Origin of the sequence: Caulobacter sp. BK020 (genome assembly GCF_004342605.1) — a bacterium.
Classification (GTDB): Bacteria; Pseudomonadota; Alphaproteobacteria; order Caulobacterales; family Caulobacteraceae; genus Caulobacter.
In genome coordinates, this window is record NZ_SLZL01000006.1 from 250531 (window position 1) to 271746 (window position 21216).

23 protein-coding genes are annotated in these 21216 nt (G+C 68.8%); 19 read left to right on the forward strand and 4 right to left on the reverse strand.

All coding sequences use genetic code 11. The annotated features are described in order from the left end of the window. Window positions 1–16: 16 nt before the first annotated feature. Window positions 17–1198: a M48 family metallopeptidase gene (locus EV278_RS09965; RefSeq protein ID WP_132090116.1), complete on the reverse strand. Its 1182-nt coding sequence runs from the start codon at window positions 1196–1198 to the stop codon at window positions 17–19. A 236-nt stretch (window positions 1199–1434) separates the two neighbouring features. On the opposite strand from EV278_RS09965, the gene tcyJ reads away from it, so the two are divergent. From tcyJ to recG, 5 genes are all read left to right on the forward strand, one after another. Beyond that, entirely contained in the window at window positions 1435–2244 is an 810-nt protein-coding gene (gene tcyJ, locus EV278_RS09970; RefSeq protein WP_132090119.1) for a cystine ABC transporter substrate-binding protein, read from the forward strand. A gap of 136 nt (window positions 2245–2380) precedes the next feature. Beyond that, entirely contained in the window at window positions 2381–3037 is a 657-nt protein-coding gene (gene tcyL, locus EV278_RS09975) for a cystine ABC transporter permease (RefSeq protein WP_132090122.1), read from the forward strand. Further along, window positions 3034–3789, forward strand: a complete 756-nt coding sequence (locus tag EV278_RS09980) for an amino acid ABC transporter ATP-binding protein (RefSeq protein WP_132090125.1) — start codon at window positions 3034–3036, stop codon at window positions 3787–3789. Before tcyL ends, EV278_RS09980 begins: the two co-directional genes overlap by 4 nt. A gap of 62 nt (window positions 3790–3851) precedes the next feature. Further along, window positions 3852–4154 (forward strand): hypothetical protein, encoded by a 303-nt coding sequence (locus EV278_RS09985; RefSeq protein ID WP_132090128.1) that lies wholly within the window; start codon window positions 3852–3854, stop codon window positions 4152–4154. A gap of 153 nt (window positions 4155–4307) precedes the next feature. Next, window positions 4308–6383 carry an ATP-dependent DNA helicase RecG gene (gene recG, locus EV278_RS09990; RefSeq protein ID WP_132090131.1) on the forward strand — a complete coding sequence of 692 codons (2076 nt, stop codon included), beginning with the start codon at window positions 4308–4310 and terminating at the stop codon, window positions 6381–6383. A 47-nt stretch (window positions 6384–6430) separates the two neighbouring features. On the opposite strand, the gene EV278_RS09995 is transcribed toward recG, so the two are convergent. After that, on the reverse strand, window positions 6431–7552 hold the full coding sequence (locus EV278_RS09995; RefSeq protein WP_132090134.1) for a DUF3089 domain-containing protein: 1122 nt from the start codon (window positions 7550–7552) through the stop codon (window positions 6431–6433). 69 nt (window positions 7553–7621) lie between these two features. On the opposite strand from EV278_RS09995, the gene EV278_RS10000 reads away from it, so the two are divergent. Continuing rightward, entirely contained in the window at window positions 7622–7993 is a 372-nt protein-coding gene (locus EV278_RS10000; protein WP_132090137.1) for a type II toxin-antitoxin system VapB family antitoxin, read from the forward strand. Beyond that, on the forward strand, window positions 7990–8376 hold the full coding sequence (locus EV278_RS10005) for a type II toxin-antitoxin system VapC family toxin (protein ID WP_207905471.1): 387 nt from the start codon (window positions 7990–7992) through the stop codon (window positions 8374–8376). Before EV278_RS10000 ends, EV278_RS10005 begins: the two co-directional genes overlap by 4 nt. A gap of 39 nt (window positions 8377–8415) precedes the next feature. On the opposite strand, the gene rfaD is transcribed toward EV278_RS10005, so the two are convergent. Beyond that, complete coding sequence (gene rfaD, locus EV278_RS10010; protein ID WP_132090140.1) at window positions 8416–9417, reverse strand: ADP-glyceromanno-heptose 6-epimerase; 1002 nt, start codon at window positions 9415–9417, stop codon at window positions 8416–8418. Window positions 9418–10222: 805 nt separating this feature from the next. Between rfaD and EV278_RS10015 the strand changes: the two genes are divergently transcribed. From EV278_RS10015 to sseA, 6 genes are all read left to right on the forward strand, one after another. Further along, on the forward strand, window positions 10223–11680 hold the full coding sequence (locus tag EV278_RS10015) for a deoxyribodipyrimidine photo-lyase (RefSeq protein ID WP_132090143.1): 1458 nt from the start codon (window positions 10223–10225) through the stop codon (window positions 11678–11680). Between the two features lie 69 nt (window positions 11681–11749). Next, complete coding sequence (locus EV278_RS10020; protein WP_132090146.1) at window positions 11750–12985, forward strand: cyclopropane-fatty-acyl-phospholipid synthase family protein; 1236 nt, start codon at window positions 11750–11752, stop codon at window positions 12983–12985. A gap of 88 nt (window positions 12986–13073) precedes the next feature. Continuing rightward, the gene (locus EV278_RS10025) at window positions 13074–13355 is read left to right on the forward strand and encodes a hypothetical protein (protein WP_132090148.1); all 282 of its coding nucleotides are present in this window, start codon (window positions 13074–13076) and stop codon (window positions 13353–13355) included. Between the two features lie 103 nt (window positions 13356–13458). Continuing rightward, complete coding sequence (locus tag EV278_RS10030; RefSeq protein ID WP_132090150.1) at window positions 13459–14457, forward strand: cysteine synthase A; 999 nt, start codon at window positions 13459–13461, stop codon at window positions 14455–14457. A gap of 82 nt (window positions 14458–14539) precedes the next feature. After that, window positions 14540–15112: an N-acetylmuramoyl-L-alanine amidase gene (locus EV278_RS10035; protein WP_132090152.1), complete on the forward strand. Its 573-nt coding sequence runs from the start codon at window positions 14540–14542 to the stop codon at window positions 15110–15112. A gap of 123 nt (window positions 15113–15235) precedes the next feature. After that, complete coding sequence (gene sseA / locus EV278_RS10040) at window positions 15236–16090, forward strand: 3-mercaptopyruvate sulfurtransferase (protein WP_132090154.1); 855 nt, start codon at window positions 15236–15238, stop codon at window positions 16088–16090. A gap of 24 nt (window positions 16091–16114) precedes the next feature. On the opposite strand, the gene EV278_RS10045 is transcribed toward sseA, so the two are convergent. After that, window positions 16115–16786, reverse strand: coding sequence for a methyltransferase domain-containing protein (locus EV278_RS10045; RefSeq protein ID WP_132090156.1), 672 nt, complete (start codon window positions 16784–16786; stop codon window positions 16115–16117). A gap of 285 nt (window positions 16787–17071) precedes the next feature. On the opposite strand from EV278_RS10045, the gene EV278_RS10050 reads away from it, so the two are divergent. From EV278_RS10050 to EV278_RS10075, 6 genes are all read left to right on the forward strand, one after another. Then, window positions 17072–17242, forward strand: coding sequence for a DUF1843 domain-containing protein (locus EV278_RS10050; RefSeq protein WP_132090158.1), 171 nt, complete (start codon window positions 17072–17074; stop codon window positions 17240–17242). A 65-nt stretch (window positions 17243–17307) separates the two neighbouring features. After that, window positions 17308–17484 (forward strand): DUF1843 domain-containing protein, encoded by a 177-nt coding sequence (locus EV278_RS10055; protein WP_132090160.1) that lies wholly within the window; start codon window positions 17308–17310, stop codon window positions 17482–17484. Between the two features lie 39 nt (window positions 17485–17523). After that, a complete protein-coding gene (locus EV278_RS10060; protein WP_081942498.1) occupies window positions 17524–17700 on the forward strand; it encodes a DUF1843 domain-containing protein in 177 nt (58 codons plus the stop codon). A 77-nt stretch (window positions 17701–17777) separates the two neighbouring features. Continuing rightward, complete coding sequence (locus tag EV278_RS10065; RefSeq protein WP_132090162.1) at window positions 17778–19277, forward strand: GDL motif peptide-associated radical SAM/SPASM maturase; 1500 nt, start codon at window positions 17778–17780, stop codon at window positions 19275–19277. Window positions 19278–19413: 136 nt separating this feature from the next. Next, window positions 19414–20577 carry a cystathionine beta-lyase gene (gene metC / locus EV278_RS10070; RefSeq protein WP_132090232.1) on the forward strand — a complete coding sequence of 388 codons (1164 nt, stop codon included), beginning with the start codon at window positions 19414–19416 and terminating at the stop codon, window positions 20575–20577. A 5-nt stretch (window positions 20578–20582) separates the two neighbouring features. After that, window positions 20583–21125 (forward strand): DUF1697 domain-containing protein, encoded by a 543-nt coding sequence (locus EV278_RS10075; protein WP_132090164.1) that lies wholly within the window; start codon window positions 20583–20585, stop codon window positions 21123–21125. The last annotated feature ends 91 nt before the right edge of the window (window positions 21126–21216 follow it).

Here is a 21216-nt window from a genome sequence, read left to right on the forward strand (position 1 = left end):
GGCGCTCGCCGCCCCCTTACAGGGGCTTCGGATGCGCCGCCTTCCAGTCCATGGCCCGACGGATCCGGTTGCCCACCGCCGGATGGTCGTAGAACACGATCTCCTCGAGCCGCCCCGGCGTCGCCGCCCGGTATTCGATGGTCTTGACCAGGGCCTTGGACAGGCCGTCCGGCTCGTTGAAGTGCGCCAGGCTGTAGTGGTCGGCGTCGCTTTCGGCGATGCGGATCAGGCTGTTGGTCACCGGCTGGCCCAGCAGGCCCAGCAGGCCCAGGATCACCGCCAGGATCGGCAGGCCGGCCGGGTCGGCGAGGCCCCTGACCGCGTCGGCGCCCATCAGGGCGGACACCGGCGCGAACAGGCGGTCGACCAGAAAGAAGGCGACGATGGCCAGCAGGCTCATCCCGCCGGCGATCCACAGCGCGTGGTGGTGGGCGTAGTGGCCCATCTCGTGGCCGACCACGCCGCGCACCTCGGCCAGGTCCGCGCCCTGCTTGAACATGGTGTCGCTCATCGCCACCCGCGCCGAGCCGAACAGGCCCGAGACGTTGGCGGTGTAGGCGTTGGACTGCTTGGAGCCGTTGTAGACGAAGATCTTGTCGGCCGGGATGTCGTTGGCCTTGGCCATGGCCACGACCTGGTCGCGCACCGGCCCGGCCGGCGCGGGCGTGTACTGGTTGAAGATCGGCTCGATATAGATCGGGGCCAGCACCATCATCACCGTGATGAACACCGCCGTCAGCCCGCCGCTCCACAGCCACCAGGTGCGCGGCGCCTTGCGGATCAGGGCGTACAGCGCCGTCAGGAACAGGCCGAACAGCACCGCGCCGATCGCCGTGCTGATCGCCTGCTCGCCCAGCCAGCCGGCGAAGGCCTGGCTGGTCAGGCCGTACTGTTTCTGCCGCCACCAGTCGGCATAGACCGACCAGGGCAGGCTCAGGACGCTGTCGATCAGCAGGTAGACGATCCCGACCACGAAGCTGACCAGGACGGGCCTGGGCTTGCGGCGCTCCAGCCGTCGCCGCAGGGCCGCCAGCACGCCCCAGCGCACGATCAGGAACGACACCAGGGCCGAGACCAGGAAGCCCCACAGCAGCAGCCAGTGCCCGCCCTGCGTATAGGCCGTGGCCTTGGCGTGGGCCTGCGGCGGCAGTTGGGCCAGATAGGCGGCGGTGGCGGCGGCCGGATCGAACAGAGCCAATGGAAGTCCCCCGAAGAACAACTAGAGTTCTTGTTTTCGCATCGCTTTTGCGGAAAACCGGCGTCCACTTTTCCGCGCGATGCTCTAAGCCCGCAGCAAGCCAGAGCCGAAGCGTGGCGTCAGGTTAAATCTCGGTCAGGTTGGGTCTCGCGACGCCCGCGGGCGAGGCTTGCCCCTGGCGGCGGCGCGCGAGGCGTATAGAAATGCGTCGAATGTTTTCGTCCTCCGAGGCCCGCATGCGATTCCCCGCCCGTCGTGACCTGATGATCGCCCTGGCCGTTGTTGCGCTGGGAAGCGGCGCGACGGTCCTGGCCGGCTGTGGCGGCAAGGCCGGCGACGCCGCCGAGACCGGCCTCAAGCGGGTCGAGGCGACCAAGACGCTGCGCATCGGGCTGGAAGGCACCTATCCGCCGTTCAACTTCCAGGACAAGGACGGCCAGCTGACCGGCTTCGAGGTCGACTTCGCCAAGGCCCTGGCGGCCCAGATGAAGGTCAAGGCCGAGTTCCACCCCGCGCCGTTCGCCGGCCTGCTGGGGGCGCTGGAGGCCAGACGCATCGACGTGGTGATCAACCAGATCACCATCACGCCGGAACGGGCGGCCAAGTACGACTTCTCGCGGCCCTACACCGTCTCGGGCATCCAGATCATCGTCCGCAAGGGCCAGGCGGGGATCGCCACGCCGGCCGACCTGGCGGGCAAGAAGGTGGGCGTGGGCCTGGGCACCAACTACGAGAGTTGGCTGCGAACCAATGTCCCCACCGCCGTGGTCCGCACCTATGACGACGATCCGACCAAGTACCAGGACCTGAAGGCCGGCCGCATCGACGCGGTGCTGAACGACCGGCTGGTGGCCGCCGACTTCGTCAAGACCTCGCCCGACTTCGTCGCCTCCGGCCCGCCCTTCGCCAGCCAGGGCATGGGGGTGGCCATGCTGCGCGACCCGGCCCTGAAGGTCACCATCGACGAGGCCATCGACGCCCTGCGCGCCAACGGCCAGCTGGCGGCGATCTCGAACAAGTGGTTCGGCCAGGACGTGACGAAGTGACCATAGAAATACCGCTCATCCCGGCGAAAGCCGGGACCCAAGCTGAATGTCCAGACGGGCGGGGACGATCGCGCCGCGACGGCTCCTTGCTGAACCTCGGCTTGGGTCCCGGCTTTCGCCGGGATGAGCGGATTTAATGAGTCCAGCCCTCGATCTCGTCGCCCAGTCGGCCCCGCTGCTGCTGAAGGGCGCGGTCTACACCGTGCTGCTCAGCCTGATCGGCATGGGCGTGGGGCTGGTGATCGGGTTCGGCCTGGCCCTGATGCGCCTGTCGCGCAGCCCGCTGCTGCGCTGGCCGGCGGCGGTCTATGTCTCGGCGATCCGGGGCACGCCGCTGCTGGTGCAGCTGTTCCTGATCTATTACGGCCTGCCGCAGCTGGGCGTGCAGTTGCCGCCGCTGCTGGCCGCCGGGATCGGCTTTTCGATCAATATCGGGGCCTATGCCGGCGAGATCCTGCGCAGCGCCATCGCCGCCGTCGACAAGGGCCAGTGGGAGGCGGCCAGCGTGCTGGGCATGAGCCGCGGCCAGGCCCTGCGCCGGGTGATCCTGCCCCAGGCCGCCCGCACCGCCGTCGCGCCCCTGTCCAACAGCTTCATCAGCCTGGTCAAGGACACCTCCCTGGCCGCGACCATCCAGGTGCCCGAGCTGTTCCGCCAGGCCCAGCTGATCACCGCCCGCACCTACGAGATCTTCGCCATGTACCTGGCGACCGCCGCCCTCTACTGGATCCTGTCCAGCCTGCTGGCCCTGGGTCAGACCCGGCTGGAACGCCAGGCGGAGGGCCGCCGATGACCGAGGTCGCGGGAGACGCCATCGACGCCAAGGGCCTGGTCAAGCGCTTTGGCGACACCACCGTGCTGAACGGCGTGGACCTGACCGTGACACCCGGCGAGGTGGTCGCGGTCATCGGTCCCAGCGGCTCGGGCAAGAGCACCCTGCTGCGCTGCCTGGCGGGGCTGGAGGCCATCGACGGCGGGACCCTGACCGTGGCGGGCGTCACGGCGGGCGCCAAGCCGCCCCTGGCCCGGGCCCTGAAGGGCCGGGTCGGCTTCGTGTTCCAGAGCTTCAACCTGTTCCCGCACCGCACGGCCCTGGACAACGTCGCCGAGGGCCCGATCGTGGTGCGCGGCGAAGCGCCCGCCGCCGCCCGCCACAAGGCCCGGGCCCTGCTGACCAAGGTGGGGCTGGCCCATCGGGTCGACGCCTATCCGCGCGAGCTGTCGGGCGGCCAGCAGCAGCGCTGCGCCATCGCCCGAGCCCTGGCCATGGACCCGCAGGTCATCCTGTTCGACGAACCGACCTCGGCCCTGGACCCGGAGCTGGTCGGCGAGGTGCTGACGGTGATCCGCGACCTGGCCGCCGAGAAGCGGACCATGGTGATCGTCACCCACCAGATGGACTTCGCGCGCGATGTGGCCGATCGGACGCTGTTCATGGATGACGGCGTTATAATTGAACAAGGCCCTTCCGCCGAAGTGCTTGGTTCGCCTAAGGAAGAACGTACGCGGCGATTCCTCAGCAAGGTGAGCGGCCTAAGGTCATAATTTGGCCTCCGGCGCCCCTCACCTCCTCTCCGCCGACGCCGTGTGCTGTGAGGCGAGGTCCAGTGAAACCCTATATCGATCTGCAAGGCGCATCAGGCGCCGTCTACCGTTACAAGCTGGCCGAGGATCGCGATCCTCGGACGACGATCGCTGGCAATTTCGTCTTCGTGGACGCCACCGGAACCGTCGTCTACGCCGGCGAGGCCAACAATCTGCATGGGGCCGGCAATCGCTTCCCCGAAGCGGCGATGAAGCATAAGGCCGAATATCTCTACACCCGCCTGAACGTCTCGGGCGCCTCGCGCTCGGACGAGCTGCAGGACATCCTGGCCGCGCTGCATCCGGCCATGAACAAGGGCGAATAGCGCCCGCCTTCGGGTTTCCGGGGACGTCACGCGCGTCACCCCGGGATCCGTTCGGCCTTTTACGGCCGAGCTTCCTTCGAAATAGCTGATCAGCACGAAAAGAGAACACGGCGGCGTCCACTTCCGTCGCGGGCTTCGCTATGGTGATCCCGCATGCGCCCCGAGATTCTCTTTCCGCTGTTCACGCCGGTCTCCACGCTGAAGGGCGTGGGGCCGCGCGTCGCGCCGCTGGTCGAGCGCCTGGCGGGGCCGATCGTCCGCGACGTGCTGTTCACCCTGCCCCAGGGCCTGATCCGCCGCACGGCCACCACCTCGGACCGCGCCATCGACGGTCAGGTCCAGACCTTCCTGGTCACCATCGACGCCCACCTGCCGCCGCAGCGCCCCGGCCAGCCCTGGCGGGTCCGCGCCTGGGACGAGCACGGCTTCGTCACCCTGACCTGGTTCAAGGGCCACGGGCCGCACCTGGAACGCCAGCATCCGGTCGGGGCGCGGCGGGCGGTCAGCGGCAAGGTCGAGCGGTTCGGCAGCGAGATCCAGGTCGCCCATCCCGACTACCTGCTGGAGGCCGAGCGGCTCGCCGAGATCCCGCCGATCGAGCCGGTCTATCCGGCCACCGCCGGCCTGCCCTCGCGCACCTTCCGCAAGTTCGCCCACGAGGCCCTGGAGCGCGCCGCCTCCCTGCCCGAATGGCAGGATCCGGCCTGGCTGGCCAAGAGCGGCTTTCCGGCCTGGCGCGAGGCCCTGGCCCTGGTCCACGGCCCGCAAGCCGAGATCGACCTGTCGCCGATGTCGGTCGCCCGCCGGCGCCTCGCCTACGACGAACTGCTGGCCCACCAGCTGGCCCTGGCCCAGCGCAAGGCCGGCAAGCGGGCCCAGGCGGCCCCGGTCATCCGCGCGGGCGCGCTGTCGGACGCGGTCGAGAGGGCCCTGCCCTTCCGACTGACCGGGGCCCAGATCCGCGCCCTGTCCGAGGTGCGTGGCGACATGGCCAGCGGCGAGCGGATGGGCCGTCTGCTCCAGGGCGACGTCGGCTCGGGCAAGACCGTGGTGGCCATGCTGGCCATGGCCGACGTGGCGTCCAGCGGCCTGCAGTCGGCCCTGATGGCCCCCACCGAGATTCTGGCCCGCCAGCACTACGAGACCCTGGCCCCGCCGCTGGAGGCGCAAGGCCTGGCCGTGATCCTGCTGACCGGCCGCGACAAGGGCGCGGCCCGGGCGTCCAAGCTGGCCAAGCTGGCCGACGGCTCGGCCGCCGTGGCGGTCGGCACCCACGCCCTGTTCCAGGACGACGTCGTGTTCAAGGCCCTCGGCCTGACCATCATCGACGAGCAGCACCGGTTCGGCGTCAACGAGAGGAAGCGGCTGCAGGACAAAGGTGCGGGCGCGCACCTGGTCGCCATGTCGGCCACGCCGATCCCGCGCACCCTGGAACTGACGGTGTTCGGCGACCTGGACGTCTCGCGCATCGACGAGAAGCCGCCCGGCCGCACGCCCGTCGCCACCCGCGCCGCGCCCACCCCACGCATTCCGGAGATCATAGAGCGGCTCAAGGCCGCCGCCCAGGCCGGGGCCCAGGCCTTCTGGATCTGCCCGCTGGTCTCGGAGTCCGAAAAAATCGACCTGCGCGACGCCGAGCGCCGCGCCGCCGCCCTGCGCCAGGCCATCGGCCCCAGCGTCGGTCTGGTCCACGGCCAGATGAGCCCCGCCGAGAAGGACGCGGTGATGGCCGATTTCGTCGACGGCAAGGTCTCGGTCCTGGTCGCCACCACCGTGGTCGAGGTCGGGGTCAACGTGCCCAACGCCAGCATCATGGTCATCGAGCACGCCGACCGTTTCGGCCTGGCCCAGCTTCACCAGTTGCGCGGACGTGTGGGCCGCGGGGCGCGCGAGAGCGCGTGCGTGCTGCTCTACGACCCGCCCTTGTCGGAGACCGCCCAGCAGCGGCTGGACATCCTGCGGCGCAGCGACGACGGCTTCGAGATCGCCGAGAAGGACCTGGAGCTGCGCGGCGGCGGCGATCCGCTGGGCCTCAAGCAGAGCGGCTTCCCGGCCTACCGGCTGGCCGACCCGGTGGCCCACCGCGACCTGATCGCCGTGGCCGCCGACGACGCCCGGCTGATCCTGGCCCGCGACCCGGACCTGAGCTCGCCGCGCGGCCAGGCGGTGCGGACCTTGCAGGAACTGTTCGACTGGAAGGCCGCCTCGCCGCTCAACGACGCGGGCTGAGCGGACTTGATTGGGGACATGCCCATGGGCATGTCCCCAGCCGCAGGCTACGGCTGCGCGCCCCGCCGCTTCAGCGCCGCCACTCGCGCCAGGGCGTCGGCCTCGATGTCGGCCCAGAACAGGTTGAAGCCGTCCACCTTGCGGCGGTCGGTCCAGGAGCCGCTGTCGCGCAGCGAGGTCGATTTCGGCCGGCCGGTGTGCAGCAGGCCGTTCTGGCACTGGGCCCAGACCTGGCGCTTGAGCAGGGCCGGCCGCGCGCCCCACTCCAGGCCGGTGGCGTTGGCGGCGCCGAGGTTCAGCCGGGCCGGGGCGCGGATGTCGCTGCGCGCGCCCAGCAGCGGGTTGACGCAGAGCGGCAGGCGACCGTCCAGGGTGACCAGCTCGCCGCCGGCGTTCCAGACCAGCGAGCGATTGGTCAACTCCTGGGCCTGCTGGAAATCGCCGTCGAGCATCGAGGCCCAGGCCACCACGCAGCCGGCCTGGGCCCGGCTGGCGCAGGCGGGTACGGCGGATCCCGGCCCAAATTTATCCGCCGGGACGACGGTCTCGATCAGATAGACCCCGGCCAACCGGTCTCGCAGCGCGGCGTTGGGGGCGATCTCGTCGTTCAGCAGCCGCTCGGCCAGGATGCCGCCCTGCTCCACCCCGACCAGCACGATCGGCCGCCCGCGGTTGTCGTGCTCCAGATAGCGGTGGAAGGCGTCGCGGATGTCGTCATAGGCGAAGCGCCGGGCGTCGCGGGCGTCGTCGCGCAGCGTCAGGAAGGTGTAGAGGCTGGCCTGGCGGTAGCGGGGCGCGAAGACCCGCCCGACCCGGGCGAACGGGGCGGCGTAGTTGGGCAGCATCACCCGCGCCAGGTCGCGCGCCGCCTTGGGCTGGTCGAAGGGCGCGTTCCAGTCCCGGCCGCCGTCATAGCTGGTGGGATGGACGAAGAAGACGTCGGCCGCGACCCGGCTGGTCGCACCCTGCTGGGGCAGCAGGGCCCAGGCGTTCGATCGCGCATAGTCGGGCGCCGCGGGCGGCTGATAGGTCTGGAACGGAACCTTGGGATCGAGGGTGGTGCGCAGGATGTCGTAGCGCCAGTAGAACGCCGCCGACAGGACCAGCGCCAGGAACAGCACCGCTCCCGCGAAGATCCAGCGCTTGAAACCCTTGAAGCGGTCGGCCATGGGCCCTGGTTACACGAACCCGCCGCGTCGCGCGAGACGGCCCGGGACGCTTGCGCGCCTTCCTCTCCGTTGATCGCCACCGAGCAGACATTGCTCGCGCAGCCGCTCGAAGCCCGTGCTCCTTCGGCTGGGCTCGGCTTGGAGGTGGTATTGATCGGGTGTAGGTTTGAGGTCATGCCGCGCCACATTCTCACGGACGAAGCGGATCGCCTCGCCCGGCAGGTTGCGGAGCAAACGGGCGAAAGCCTGGACGACGTTGTTGAGCGAGCCCTGCGCGCCGAGGCCGACCGGACCCAGCCGCCGCTGATGACCAAGCCACGCACCCCTGAGGAAAAGCTCGCACTTATCGCGGAGATCCAAGCTCGCGTTGCAGCACTCCCGATCCTGGATCCACGCGATCCCGACGAGATCCTATACGACGAGGACGGACTGCCGAAGTGATCGTGGTCGATACGTCGGCGATTCTGGCGATCCTCTGGCGGGAGCCGGAAGCCGAAGACCTTAAGGCGGCCATTATCGGATCGGACGGCGTCATCATGTCCGCCGCGACCCGCCTCGAATGCTTTATCGTTTGCATGAGGCGCGGCGGTTCGGCCGTTGTCAGGGAAATGGAAGGCCTGCTGACGGGCCTGAATGTCGTCACGGCTCCCTTTGACGATCCGCAACTCACGACGGCTCGCGACGCCTTCACAAGGTTTGGCCGCGGCCGCCACGGCCTGAACTACGGCGACTGCTTCAGCTACGCCCTGGCCAAGTCTCGCGGCCTGCCGCTGCTGTTCAAGGGCGAGGACTTCGCCGACACCGATGTGGAGCGCGCGGTCTGACCTCGCCCATGCCGCCGCTCTTGGAAGGACGCAAAGGCGTCACCGATACGGATCGTCCGTGTTCAGGAACCCGCAGACATAGTCCTCGACGCCGTCCTCCAGCGAGGTCATCGGCGCGTTGTAGCCGGCGGCGCGCAGGCGGCTCATGTCGGCTTGCGTGAAATACTGGTACTTGCCGCGCAGCACCTCGGGCATGTCGAAATAGTCGATGTCGGGCTCGCGGCCCACGGCGCGGAAGGTGGCCTCGGCCAGGGCCTTGAACGAGCGGGCCTTGCCGGAACCCAGGTTGTAGATCCCGTTGACGTGCGGGCTCTTGGCCAGCCAGGCGACGACGTCGGCCACGTCGCGCACATAGACGAAGTCGCGCAGCTGGCCGCCGTCCTCGTAGTCGGGGTGGTGCGACTTGAACAGCCGCACGCCCTCGCCCGCCGCCACCTTGGGCCAGATCTGGCAGACCACCGACTTCATGCCGCCCTTGTGGTCCTCGTTGGGGCCATAGACGTTGAAGAACTTCAGCCCCACCCACTGGGTCGGGGCATGGCCGCGGCCGGCCTCGCGGACGGCGTAGATATCGAACAGCGCCTTGGACCAGCCATAGGCGTTCAGCGGCCGCAGGGCCTTGAGGCTTTCGATGTCGTCCTTGCCGTCGAAGCCTTGCAGGCCGTCGCCGTAAGTAGCCGCCGAAGAAGCATAAATCAGCCGCCGTTGATGTTGCGCGCACCACCGCCAGAGGTCGCGCGACAGCACGAAGTTGGACTGCACGATCAGATCGGCGTCCGGCTCGGTGGTCGAGGAAACCGCGCCCATGTGGATCACCAGCTCGACCTCGTCGCCGCGCTCGGCCAGCCAGTCGAACAGGTCCTCGGGGGCCACGAAGTCGGCGATCGCCGACTTGGCCAGGTTCTTCCACTTGTTCTGCGCGGCCTCGCCCAGCCAGTCGCAGACCACCACGTCGAGGCTCTCGTCCTCGCAAAGCCGAGCCACGATGTTCGAGCCGATGAACCCGGCGCCGCCGGTGACGAGGATGACGCGTCTGGACATGAAGGGCGTTATGGCACACGGATCCAACCTGACAAGGACGCGGGCTGCTTAGACGCCCCCTTGGAAAGCACCCAGTGATTCTGTGGAAAACTATTGGTGAAGTGCGGTCAGATGCCGCAACGGCTTTTCGAATTCGCCATTAAGTCGTTGTAAAAGTTAACCTCTTTTTCCATTGTTTTCCAACTTAATGATTTATTAAGAAAAAACTTGCGCGCGATTGGGTTCTAGTGGTTGACGAACCATTACCGCCTGTGGCCCCATATGTGGGCTGAACGACGTGCTGCAGCACAACATGTAGCGGAGCGGTCAGTCGCAAAGGGTGCGGGGCGTGGTCCGCAATCCAAGGATCCAAGTCGATGACTAAGCCGTCTTCGACCGGTGGGAACAACCGTTCCGCTGTGACTGGGCAATACGTGACGCCGCAATACGCTGCGCGACACCCCAGCACGACGGTTCGCGAGGCCCCTCCGAAACCGAAGAAGTAGGCCTTGAGCCTATTTAGCTGATTTGTTTGAGAGATCCGACATATCGGCACTCATACCTCAACGAGGTAGCAGGGACGAACGACCACACCGGCGAAAGTGAAAAGGTCGCCCGCCCCCTTCAACGCAGCCCCGGTAACTAGTGTTATCGGGGCTGTTCTATTCCAGTCGAGCTAGCTTAAAAAAGCGTGACTCGTTCAGAATGATCAAAGGTAATCTGTCTAGAGGGGCTTTGCCTAGCCCTTCTTCCACTCCATAGGCCCCGAGTTTTGGCCAATAGCGAGCCATTTGATCGCTCGTTGGCAATTCAGGAAACCTCCAACGTGCGGATCGATCGGGACGGCCCTGTCATCGTCTGGCTGCGCAATGACCTGCGCCTGATCGACAACCCCGCCCTCGCCGCCGCGGCGGCCACGGGGCGGCCGGTGATCCCGCTCTACGTCCTCGACGAGACGCCCGGCGTGCGGGGGATGGGCGCCGCCTCGCTGTGGTGGCTGGACAAGTCGCTGGCCGCCCTCGCCGCTTCCCTGGAGGCGCTCGGCGCGCGGCTGATCCTGCGGCGCGGTTCGGCGCGCGCGGTTCTCGAGGCGATGATCGCCGAGGCTCGGCCCTCGGCCGTGGTCTGGAACCGGCTCTACGACGCCGCGGCGATCGACCGCGACAGCGCCCTCAAGGCCTGGCTGAGGGAGGAAGGCGTCGCCTGCGAAAGCTTCAACGCCGGCCTGCTGAGCGAGCCCTGGACGGTGAAGAACGGCGCCGGCCAGCCCTACAAGGTCTTCACCCCTTACTGGCGCGCCGCGCGGGAACAGCTTCATCACGTCCACGTCGAGCCCGCCCCGAAGATCCTGCCTGCGCCGGAGTCCTGGCCGCTGACCGAAACTCTCGAAAGCTGGAACCTGCACCCGACCAAGCCCGACTGGTCCAAGGGCTTCGACCTGTGGACGCCCAGCGAGGCCGGCGCGACCGCACGGCTGAATGACTTCCTGTCCGGCCCTGTCGAACGCTACGACCGTCAGCGCGACCTGCCCGGGGTCGAGGCCACCTCCCGCCTGTCGCCGCACCTGCATTTCGGCGAGATCGGTCCCCGCCAGGTCTGGGTCGCCGCCCGCAACGCTGTCGAGGCCGGCGACGCCCCGGCCGGCCCGGTCGAGACCTTCCTGTCCGAGATCGGCTGGCGAGAGTTCAATCATTCCATCCTGTTCCACAATCCGGACCTGCCGCAGGCGAACTTCCGGCCCGAGTTCGACGGCTTTCCCTGGAGCCGAGACGACGCCGCCTTCGACGCCTGGAGCCGCGGCGAGACCGGCTACCCGATCGTCGACGCCGGTCTGCGCGAGCTGTGGGCCACCGGCTTCATGCACAACCGCGTGCGGATGATCGTCGCCTCGTTCCTGGTCAAGCACCTGCTGATCGACTGGCGCGCGGGCGAGGCCTGGTTCTGGGACACGCTGGTCGACGCGGACCTGGCCAACAACGTCGGCAACTGGCAGTGGGTCGCCGGCAGCGGCGCGGACGCCGCACCCTATTTCCGGATCTTCAACCCCATCGCCCAGGGCCAGAAATTCGATCCGGCGGGGACCTATGTCCGCCGCTGGGTTCCCGAACTGGCCAGCCTGCCCGACGCCCTGATCCACGAGCCGTGGAAAGCCCCCGCGCAACTCGAACCCGCCACCAGGCGTCTCTATGGAGAACCGATCGTGGGGCATTCGGCGGCGCGCGAGCGCGCTCTGGAGGCTTATCGCGGCCTCAAGGGAAACCCGGTTTCTCGCGAGGCCGGATAGCGCGCCCCATTTACAGGTCGGTTCCGAGAGTTCTTAACTTCGTCAATCAAGTTAGGGATGGGAGCGTCGATGACCGATATCCTGCCTGCGACCTGGCCGGCCACGGCCCGCGACCCCGAACTGCGCCGCGCCCCGGCCGCCTTCCGCACCGCCCTCCGCGTCGCCGTCGAGAACTGGGCGGCGGGCGACCTGACCTTCGTCCTGCCGTCGGGCAAGCCACTGCGCATCGTCGGCAAGGCCCCGGGCCCGGACGCGGTGATCCGCATCCACGACTACCGGTTCATCCGCCGGGCCCTGGCGGCCGGCGACATCGGCTTCGCCGAAGGCTACATGGCCGGCGATTGGGACACGCCCGACCTGTCGGCGGTGCTAGAGGCCTTCTCGCTGAACTTCGACCGGTTGACGGCCCTGGTCCGCGGCAATCCGGTGATGCAGGCGGTCAACAAGCTCTACCACCTTTTTCATCGCAACGACCGCCAGGGCTCGAAGAAGAACATCCACGCCCACTACGACCTGGGCAACGCCTTCTATTCCCGCTGGCTGGACCCCAGCATGACCTATTCCTCGGCCCTGTACGAAGCCCCGGACCAGCCGCTGGACCAGGCCCAGCGCGCCAAGTACGCGGCCCTGGCGCGGTCGATCGATCTCAAGCCCGGCCAGCACGTGCTGGAGATAGGCTGCGGCTGGGGCGGCTTCGCCGAGTTCGCGGCCCGGGAGGTCGGCGCCCAGGTCACCGGCGTGACCATTTCCCAGGCCCAGCACGACTTCGCCAGGAAGCGCTTGTTCGACCAGGGCCTGGCCGAGAAGGCCCAGATCCGGCTGATCGACTACCGCGACGTTCAGGGCCAGTTCGACAGCGTCGCCTCGATCGAGATGTTCGAGGCGGTCGGCGAGGAGTACTGGCCCACCTATTTCGGCAAGATCCGCGAGGTGCTGTCGCCCGGCGGCCGGGCCGGCCTACAGATCATCACCATCCGCGACGAATTGTTCGCCCGCTACCGAACCCATACCGACTTCATCCAGCGCTACGTGTTCCCGGGCGGCATGCTGCCCAGCGAGGCGCGGCTGAAGCAGGAGACCGCCGCCGCGGGCCTGGCCTGGACCGAGGTCAACCGCTTCGGCCAGAACTACGCCGACACCCTGGCCGAATGGGCCGCGCGCTTCGAGGCGGCCTGGGACGACATCAAGGGCCTGGGCTTCGACGAGCGGTTCCGCCGGCTGTGGCGGTTCTATCTCAGCTATTGCGAGGCCGGCTTCCGCACCGAACGCACCAATGTGATCCAGCTGGGCCTTTCCCGCGCCTGAAAGAGGGGCCCAGACCTGGCGAAGGCCGGCGTCCATCCCGACCTCTGATCTGTATCAACAGCGCGAGCGCGCGTGCGAGGTCGGCGCGATGAACCTCTACACCCTGGTCCTGGATTTCCACGGCGGCACCTACATCACCCAGTTCGACGCCGAGACGGCGACCGACGCGGTCGCCGCCTGGTGCAAGGAGCTGGAGGACGAGCAACTGCTGGGCGACGCCTCGTTCCCGGTCGCCGAGGGCATCATGGTCGACGCCATCGAGAACCACTTGGTCGAGGTGGAAGGCCTGCACGGGGCCTGGTGCGCCGCCGCGTCGGTCAACGGCTCGCTGGCGCTGCTGAACGTAATCATCACCCAGCGGGTCGATTGACCTGCGCTGAAACCATTCAGGCCGCCTTCAGGAAATCTGGCCTTGCCTGAGGACCCCGCGTCACGATCTACCCTACCACCTCCCGACCGGCCGGACTGAAGAGATGACCGTAAAGACCAGCGTCCTCGACGCTATCGGCGACACGCCGCTGATCCGCCTCAACCGCGCCAGCGAGGCGACCGGCTGCGAGATTCTCGGCAAGGCCGAGTTCATGAACCCCGGCCAGTCGGTCAAGGACCGCGCGGCCCTGGGGATCATCCGCGACGCCGAGGCCCGGGGCCTGCTGCGGCCCGGCGGCCGGATCGTCGAGGGCACGGCCGGCAACACCGGCATCGGCCTGGCCATGGTCGCCTCGGCCCTGGGCTACAAGACCACCATCGTCATCCCGCGCACCCAGAGCCAGGAGAAGAAGGACGCCATCCGCCTGCTCGGCGCCGAACTGGTCGAGGTGGACGCCGTCCCCTACTCCAACCCCGACAACTATGTCCGCTATTCCGGCCGCCTGGCCGAGGACCTGGCCCGCACCGAGCCGAACGGGGCGATCTGGGCCAACCAGTTCGACAATGTCGCCAACCGCCAGGCCCATTTCGAGACCACCGGACCGGAGATCTTCGAGCAGACCGACGGCAAGGTGGACGGCTTCATCTGCGCCATCGGCTCGGGCGGCACCCTGGCCGGCGTCTCCGCCGCCCTGAGGGCCCGCAAGCCCTCGGTGAAGATCGGCTTGGCCGACCCGCACGGCGCTTCGCTGTACAGCTGGTACGCCGACGGCGAGCTGAAGTCGGAAGGAACCTCGATCAGCGAGGGCATCGGCCAGGGCCGGATCACCGCCAACCTGGAAGGCCTTTCGGTCGACCATCCGTTCCGGATCAGCGACGAGGAGATGCTGGAGCAGGTCTTCGACCTGGTGCAGCACGAGGGCCTGTGCCTGGGCGGCTCGACCGGGATCAATATCGCGGGCGCCGTGCGCATGGCCAAGGCCATGGGGCCAGGCCACACCATCGTGACCATCCTGTGCGACCACGGCTCGCGCTACCAGAGCAAGCTGTTCAACCCTGCATTCCTGGCCGAGAAGGGCTTGCCGACCCCGCCTTGGATGTAGGGCGCCGCCCTCGACTGACCAAAAAGTTGCAGAACTCAACCGTCCAGTGCAGGATCACGCCAAGTCGCACCGGGAGGGCCTGATGGCTTGGAAGGGTATTGTCGGCAAGAGCTTTTCACCAGAGTCGTTCGAGACTTACTGCGAGGCTTTGACCTGGTCGGCGTGGCGGCCGAAGTTCATCGCCCTGCACAACACCGGCGTGCCCTCGCTGGCCCAGCGGCCGCAGGGCTTCACCCAGACCCACATCGCCAATCTCGAGGCCTACTACCGCGACAATCAGAAATGGAGCGCGGGACCGCACCTGTTCGTCGACGACCGGCAGATCTGGGTCTTCACGCCGCTGACGGTGTCGGGCGTCCACTCGCCCAGCTGGAACAGCATCGCCCTGGGCGTCGAGATGCTGGGCGACTACGACAAGGACCCGTTCGACGCCGGCCGCGGGGCGGCGGTGCGCGACAACGCCGTGGCGGCCATGGCCACCCTCTCGGCCGTGCTGGGCCTGGATCCCACGACCATGAAGCTGCACCGCGAGGATCCGGCCACCACCCACGCCTGTCCGGGCAAGAACGTCAAGAAGCTGGACGTCATCCAGCGCGTGCAAGAGAAGATGGTCCAGGAGGCCAAGGAGCACTCGCTGCACGAGGCGCATCCCTAGCCTTCCCCGCGGATAGGCGGATCAAGGGCGGAAAGGCGGGCTGAACCGCTTGCCCCGCAAGGCCGATCGCGTGATCTTGCGCGCCTTCTCGAAGGGGCGAGTCAGACCCCGAAAGGCCTTGCGATGACCCATGCCGATCCGCTCGTCTCGACCGCCTGGCTGGCCGAGCACCTCGACGCGCCCGACGTCCGCGTGGTCGATGGGTCCTGGCACATGCCGGCCGCCCAGCGCGACCCGAAGGCCGAGTACGAGCGTGCCCACATCCCGGGGGCGGTGTTCTTCGACATCGACGACATCGCCGACGAGACCTCCGATCTGCCGCACATGCTGCCCTCGCCGATCAAGTTCGCCTCGCGCGTCAAGAAGCTGGGCCTGGGCGACGGCTCGCGGATCGTGGTCTACGACACCAGCGGCATCCTGCCCGCCGCCCGGGTCTGGTGGGAATTCCGCGCCATGGGCCACGAGGACGTGGTGGTGCTGGACGGCGGCCTGCCCAAGTGGATCGCCGAGGGCCGCCCGGTCGACGACCTGGCCGTCGTCCCGCAGGAACGCCACTTCACGCCCCGCTACCAGGCCGACATCGTCCGCTCGCTGGACCAGATGAAGCGCAACCTGGAAACCGGCCGCGAGCAGGTGATCGACGCCCGCGCCGCCGGCCGGTTCGAGGGGCGCGACCCCGAGCCCCGCGCCGGCCTGCGCGGCGGCCACATCCCCGGCTCGCGCAACGTGCCGCTGTCGGCCCTGCTGGCCGCCGACGGAACCCTGCTGCCGGCCGACCGGCTGGCCGCGGTGTTCGAGACCGCCGGGGTCGATATCGACCGGCCGATCGCCACCACCTGCGGCTCGGGGATCACCGCCGCCGTGGTGGCCCTAGCCCTGGCCCGGCTCGGCAGGCCCCGGGCGGCGGTCTATGACGGCTCCTGGACGGAATGGGGCGGTCGCGACGACGTCCCGGTGGCGACGGGCGCGGCGGTCTAGTCGAGCGGCGGGAGAAGACTGTAGTCACGCCGATTCCCACAGCCGCAGCTCGCGCCCCGCCACGCCCTCCGCCTCGACCGGTCGTTCACGCAGCCAAGGCGCCTGGGCGAAGGCCCGATTGCTGGTCGAGACCGAGGCCACCACGATCCGCCGGCGCCGCGCCTCGGTCTCCAGCCGCGCCAGCACGGGCGGCAGGAGGCGCGGCAGCACGGCGTTCATCATGCAATAGACGTCGGCGGCCGGCCACGGCGCCGTCAGCAGGTCGCCGGCCGCGAAGGTCACGCGGGCCAGACCCAGGGCCCGCGCGGCGCGCGCCGCCTCCTCCACCCGCTCGGGCACCAGTTCCAGCCCGTGGGCGACCAGGTCATGGCGCAGGCCGCCATACAGCCCGAACCGCCCGTAGCCGCTGCCCAGGTCCAGCAGCCTGAGGCCGGGACGCGCCCTGATCTCGGGCTCCAGGGCGCGGTAGAAGGCCCGCACCACGTCGTAGGCCAGGTCGCCCTGGTCGAAGCGCTGCACGCCGTGCCGGTCCAGCAGCCGCAGGGTGTCGAGTCGGGCCTCGACCGCCGTGATGCGCAGGCCCAGGGCCGCGTCGAGCTGGGCGTCGACGATCGACGCATCGTCGCGATCCACGGCCTGGATCAGCCGCCGCGCGGCCTCCGGATCGACATTCAGCTCGCCTTCGATCAGGCCCATGAACAGCTCCTGCCCGCCGGATACAATCGCTATGCTATCATAAAACCAACATACATCCTTCAGTTGACAACACGGTCCATTTCCCCGAACCTCGTAAGCAGGAGGAAGGATCGCGATCTTTCTCCGCCGCCACGGCGTGATCGGCCGCGGCGCTATCGACAGTGCCCGCCTATCGCCTCAATCCGCCGCCGAACGCTTTCCGGACGGGATCGCAGCCTCGACGCCTGGCGCCGGGCCGACGACGCCTGCCGCCCGCGCTCGGCCCGTCCCAGCCCGGAGCCTCCCATGACCCCCATCCCGCTCTACGGACAAGCCATCACCGACGCCATCGCCAGCGGCGACCTGGACCAACTGCGCAAGCTGCAAGCCCTGGCCGAGTCCCATCTGGAAGAGCACGGCGACGTCGGCGCCCTGCTGACCCAGCTCAAGGTCGAGATCGCCAAGCTGAAGCGCTGACGCCAACCGAACACGCCCCCCTAAAACACGCCCAAGGACAGATCCAGGGCGACGGAGGAGACACCATGAGCATCAAACCCTACGGCGTGGCCGTGACCGACGCGATCGCCTCGGGCGAACTGGCCCGCCTGAAGGAAGCCGAGGCCGCCGCCGAGGCCCACCTGCAGGAATACGGCGACATCCCCGCCCTGCTGGCGGTGCTGAAGGTCGAGATCGCCAAGCTCGAGAAAAGCCGCGGCTGACGCCGCCCCCTCAACCCCTTCCCATCGGAGGTCAAGACCATGGCCATCGTCATTCTGTACGGACAAGCCATCACCGACGGCATCGCCAAGGGCGATCTGGCCGAACTGCAGCGCCTGCACGACCAGGCCGAGGCCCATCTGCGGGAATATGGCGACATCCCCGCCCTCCTGGCCCTGCTCAAGGTCGAGATCGCCAAGCTGGAACGCGGCCGCTGAGGCCTGCCCCTCCCTCCTCCCCGGGACGCGCCGACCGCGCGTCCCGGTCTTCTTCCGCCCGCCCGAGGACCGACACGATGACGGACGCGATCTCGCTGGACGCCGATGCTCGCGCCCCGGTCACGCCCCCCGCCGGCAAGCCCGTCCGCTACCGGCTGGAGCGCGACTATACCGAGCTGGTGCCCGTCCACGTGGTCTGGGAAGTCACCCTGGCCTGCAACCTGAAATGCCAGCACTGCGGCTCGCGGGCCGGCCGGCCGCGCTCGGACGAGCTGACCACGGTCGAGGCGCTGGAGCTGATCGATCATCTGGCCGCCCTGGGCACGCGCGAGCTGACCCTGATCGGCGGCGAGGCCTATCTGCGCCGCGACTGGATCGAGCTGATCCGCCGCAGCCGCCAGCACGGCATCCGCACCGGCGTCCAGACCGGGGCCCGCAACCTGACCGACAAGCGCCTGGACGAGGCCGTCGAGGCGGGGCTGCAGGGCCTGGGCGTGTCGATCGACGGCCTGCCCGACCTGCACGACCGGGTGCGCGGCGTGCCCGGTTCGTACGACCAGGCGATCGACGCGCTCAAGCGCGCCAAGGCCCGGGGCCTGGCCGTCTCGGTCAACACCCAGATCGGGGCCGAGACCGCCGCCCACCTGCCCGAACTGATGGACCGCATCATCGCGGCCGGCGCCACCCACTGGCAGATCCAGCTGACGGTCGCCATGGGCAACGCCGTCGACAACCCGCAACTGCTGCTGCAGCCTTACCAGCTTCTGGAGGTCATGCCGCTGCTGGCCCGGCTATACGACGAAGGCCAGGCCCGGGGCCTGCTGATGGTGGTGGGCAACAACATCGGCTATTTCGGTCCCTACGAGCACATCTGGCGCGGGTTCGGCGACGAGGCAGACCACTGGAACGGCTGCTCGGCCGGCCAGACCGGCATTGGCATCGAGGCCGACGGCACGATCAAGGGCTGCCCGTCCCTGGCCACCTCGCTGTACACCGCCGGCAACGTCCGTGACATGACCGTGGCCGACATCTGGCGGCACAGCGAGAAGATGAGCTTCGGCCGCCTGCGCGATGTCGACGAGTTGTGGGGCTATTGCCGCACCTGCTACTACGCCGACGTCTGCCGGGCCGGCTGCACCTGGACCTCGGAGTCGCTGCTGGGCAAGCGCGGCAACAATCCCTACTGCCACCATCGCGCCCTGGATCTGGCCCGCCACGGCCTGCGCGAGCGGGTGGTCAAGATCAAGGACGCCCCGCCGCAAAGCTTCGCGGTCGGCGAGTTCGCCCTGATCACCGAGGCGATTCCGGGAGCCGAGGTCACGCCCCTGCCCGACCGCGATCCGGCCGCCGTGCACGTGGCGCCGCGCCAGCGTTCGGCGGCTGGCGGCGCCCTGCCGCCCAGCCTCAAGCCCTGCGCGGCCTGCGCTCACTACATCTGGCCGCACGAGACGACCTGCCCGCACTGCCAGGCCGACGTCGCGCAGGCCGAGGCCCGGCGCCAGGCCGACACCGAACGCCGCCGCGCCCTGATCGCCGAGGCGACGCGGGTGCTGGGCAAGCTGGGCGTTGGGGTTTAGTCGGGGACAGGCGCATGCGCCTGTCCCCAGCCCCGCCCAGTTCCTCTCCCGGCCCGGACGGATTTCCTGCCTTGAACCGGTTCGCCCGCGCGCCGTAAACCACCGGGTGTCGCAGTCGCCCGAGTCCCCCATGCCCCTGGATGAACAAACCCGCCTGGTCCGCAAGGGCGCCCCGCCCAAGGGCGGCTCGGTGCTGGCCCGCACGGTCAATCCGCCGGTCCAGCGCGGCTCGACCGTGCTGATGCCCAACGCCGCCTCGCTGTATGACGACAGCCAGCTGACCTACGGCATAACGGGCCTGTCCTCGCCGGCCAACCTGCAGCTGGCCCTGGCCGAGCTGGAGGGCTCGCCGGACGTGACGCTGTATCCGTCGGGCCTGGCGGCGATCACCGGCGTGATGCTAGCCCTGCTGAAGGCCGGCGACGAGATCCTGGTGGTCGACAGCGCCTACCGGCCCACCCGCCGGTTTTGCGACAGGGTGCTGGCCCGGTTCGGCGTCGCCACCACCTACTACGACCCGGGCCTGCCGCCCGACGCCCTGATGGCCCTGTGCACGCCGCGCACCCGGATGATCCTGCTGGAGGCCCCCGGCTCGCTGACCTTCGAGATGCAGGACGTCCCGGCCATCGCCGCCGCCGCCAACGCCCGCGGGATCCTCACGATGATCGACAACACCTGGGCGGCGGGCTTCTACTTCAAGCCCCTAGCCCACGGGGTGACCATCAGCGTCCAGGCCCTGACCAAATATGTCGGCGGCCATTCGGACGTGTTCATGGGCAGCGCCGCCACCGCCGACAACGTGATCGGCAACCAGCTGGGCGACGCCATGTGGGACATCGGCTGGTCGGTGTCGCCCGACGACGCCTACACCGTGCTGCGCGGCCTGCGCACCCTGGCCACCCGCCTGCCGGCCCACCAGGCCAAGGGCCTGGAGATCGCCCGCTGGCTGCAGGACCGGCCCGAGGTGGCCCGCGTGCTGCATCCGGCCCTGGAGACCGATCCGGGCCACGCCCTGTGGAAGCGCGACTTCACCGGCGCCTGCGGCCTGTTCGGCCTGGTGCTGAAGCCCTGCTCGCAGAAGGCCGTCCACGCCTTCCTCGACGCCCTGGACCTGTTCGGCCTGGGCTTCTCCTGGGGCGGCTACGAGAGCCTGGCCATCCATTGCGACCCGCAGCTGAAGAACCGCACCGTCCCGGTGAACCTGGAAGGTCCGCTGTTGCGCCTGCACGTGGGGCTGGAGGCGACCGGCGACCTGATCGCCGACCTCGAACGCGGCTTCGAAGCGCTGGCGGGCGCCTGATCGACATGACCGTCCACATCGCCCTGCTGCGCGGCGTCAACGCCGCCGGAAACCGCCAAGTTACGGCCGACGAGCTGACCGCCCTGCTCGGCGAGCTGGGGCATGCCGAGGCCCGCACCGGCCCCAAGGTCGGCGACCTGGTGTTCGCCAGCGGCCAGCAGACCGGCGCCGAGCTGCAGGCCCGGATCGAGACCGCGCTGATGGAGCGGTTCTCGCTGCGGACCGACGTCTATGTGCGCACCGCCGACGCCTGGCGCGCCCTGGTGGCCGCCAACCCGTTCCCAGCGTTCGCCGCCCAGGATCCGGGGTGGCTGATGACGCTGTTCCTGAAGGACGCTCCGGACAAGAAGGCCGTCGGCGCCCTGCGCACGGCGATCCGCGGCCGCGAGCAGGTGCGGGCCGAGAGCCGGCAGCTCTACGTGACCTATCCGGACGGGATCGGCGGCTCGAAGCTGACTGTGGGCCTGGTCGAGAAGACCCTGGGCGCACGGATCACCGGCCGGCCGTGGACGACGGTCCTGGCGCTTGAGGCGATGCTGGGCGGCTAGGCTGTGGTGACGATTTAGCTATTTGAGCCATAGCATGATGGCGGCGAGGGTTACGAAGCCCATGAAGGTGGCCGCCAGCTTGTCGTAGCGC